Genomic DNA, 1,961 nt, shown 5'->3' with positions numbered 1-1,961 from the left:
AGTCCGCCTGCTTGTACCTGCCCGCCGTCGATTATGGGCTACGGCTTACTATCCCCCTTTGCAACATTGCCGTTTGCCGGAATACGGATATTCCCGACTCCTGCCACTAAGGGAATCTGCCGGTAATGGTCGGTTTGATGTTTTTCACAGATTACGGATGCCTGCAAAAAACGTGAAGAATTCGTGAAGGCTATGGTTTGCTAAAATATATTATAGATTCAATTGAAAAATAACAGATTCAACTGTACCTTTCTTATATCTGATTTCTTTAAAGTTTTTCCCATTATCAAAACTATAAAAAAGTCTCTCTTCCTCACCAGAATATCCCATCTCTAATACTAAACAATCTATTTCACAATTACTCCCTCCACTCATATATGTGGTATCAATAGAAAATATATTACATAATTCCAGAGAATTATATTTATCTATATCAAATAGTTGCTCTCCAAAATCCAAACCATTGTTTCCACCTGCATAATACTTCTCTTCAAAGGATGATTTCAAACTATTAAAAACTGTATTTAGTGTAAAATACTCATATGGGCATATCTTAGGATATATATTCTCTCCTATTATTATCTGAATTTTTCCATAAATAAAACCATTACATTCAGAGTTTTTTTCCCATAAAATCCCAAATTTTCTTGTTGAGTCCATAATAATATTCATATAAATCCTTATTTTAATAACTTATTCTTTGATTGATCGGGGTATGCTTTTTTAATTCCTGCTTTTTGTTGACTTGTTAAGGACAAGGGATTCTTCTTATCGGATGTAGAACCAGCCCAATGCCAAGGTTCATTTTTCCTATCGCCCCCCATATAACGATGAATATGTCCTTTATCATCAATTGCAAATCGCTGTTTACCAATTTGTACTGAACTTTCAATTAACTGAACTGAATTCTTTGGCTCAATACCAGCATCAAACTTAAACCCTAACTGACCAGGAGTATGTTTAGGATTAGATTTATAAGTAGTTTCACTAACCGTTTTATCTGGATTTTTAATTTTTATTGGGATAGCTTGAGGGACAGGTATAGAAGACTCTGCTCCCTGTCCTTTAGACGTACCAAAATCATTCTTTTGATGACTCTTCGACGCCAATGCCGTATCCGGAATCCTGTCCCCCTTCGCAACATTGCCGTTTGCAGGAATACGGATATTCCCCGCACCCGCCAATAAGGGATCTCTGCCGGTAACGGTCGGCTTGATGTTTTTCAGGTTGCCAACGCCCGCAAGAATCGGGGCTTTTACCCTCGGATTGGGGTTGACAAAGCTCGTCAGCCAGTCGGTAACGTTCAGCGCAAGCTCTTCGTTTTTCCGCTCTTCCTGCCTGATTTTGGTGTCTTTCGTCCCGCTGTGCAGCCAGGTCAGGTTGCGGTATTCGGGTTTGTCCTGTCGGCGATATTCCTCAAACAGCTTCGGATCGTTGTAGGCTTGCGGATTTCTTGCGCCGTAGTCGCGGTAGTCCCAAGTATAACCCAAGGCTTTGTCTTCGCCTTTCATACCGATTGTGGAAATAACCGTTTGGTCGGTATAACCGTCTTGGGAACCTTTATCCACCCAGCGCAGTATCTGCCTGCGGATTCTCATTGCCGCTTCTTGACTGCTGATTTTTCTGCCTTCGCGTTTTTCGACTTCACGCTTGAGGGCTTCGGCATATTTGTCGGCCAACGCCATTTCTTTCGGATGCAGCTGCCTATTGTTCCAATCGACATTCGCCCCTACTGCCGCCGTACCGATATTTCCGCCCGCCGCATAGCCGATTGCCGCCCCGCCCAGTGCGTTGACCGCCGCTTTGCCCGCCGGGCCTAGGTTTTCCGCCGCTTCGTCCAAATACGGTGCGGCAAGGGAAGTGCCGCCGCCGGCCAATATGCCGCCGAGGCTGCCGGTCATCAGTCCGCCTGCCGCCCCGTGCAGTATGCTCCTGCCTATGCCGCCTTCTTTCCAGGTGTC

Annotated in this window: 1 protein-coding gene and 1 pseudogene; both read right to left on the bottom strand. The window is 44.3% G+C overall.

The annotated features are described in order from the left end of the window. Nucleotides 1-210: 210 nt before the first annotated feature. Nucleotides 211-672 (bottom strand): hypothetical protein, encoded by a 462-nt coding sequence (locus HMPREF2675_RS10660; RefSeq protein ID WP_070815045.1) that lies wholly within the window; start codon nt 670-672, stop codon nt 211-213. Nucleotides 673-680: 8 nt separating this feature from the next. Then, a pseudogene (locus tag HMPREF2675_RS10655) lies at nt 681-1,961 on the bottom strand (hemagglutinin); the annotation flags it as partial.

Origin of the sequence: Neisseria sp. HMSC061H08 (assembly GCF_001836795.1) — a bacterium.
Classification (GTDB): domain Bacteria; phylum Pseudomonadota; class Gammaproteobacteria; order Burkholderiales; family Neisseriaceae; genus Neisseria; species Neisseria subflava_A.
This window is presented reverse-complemented; position numbering and strand designations above follow the sequence as displayed.

Excerpts from the sequence above, each read along its gene's own strand:
- HMPREF2675_RS10660 (WP_070815045.1), bottom strand. The coding sequence starts at position 672 with ATGAATATTATTATGGACTCAACAAGAAAATTTGGGATTTTATGGGAA.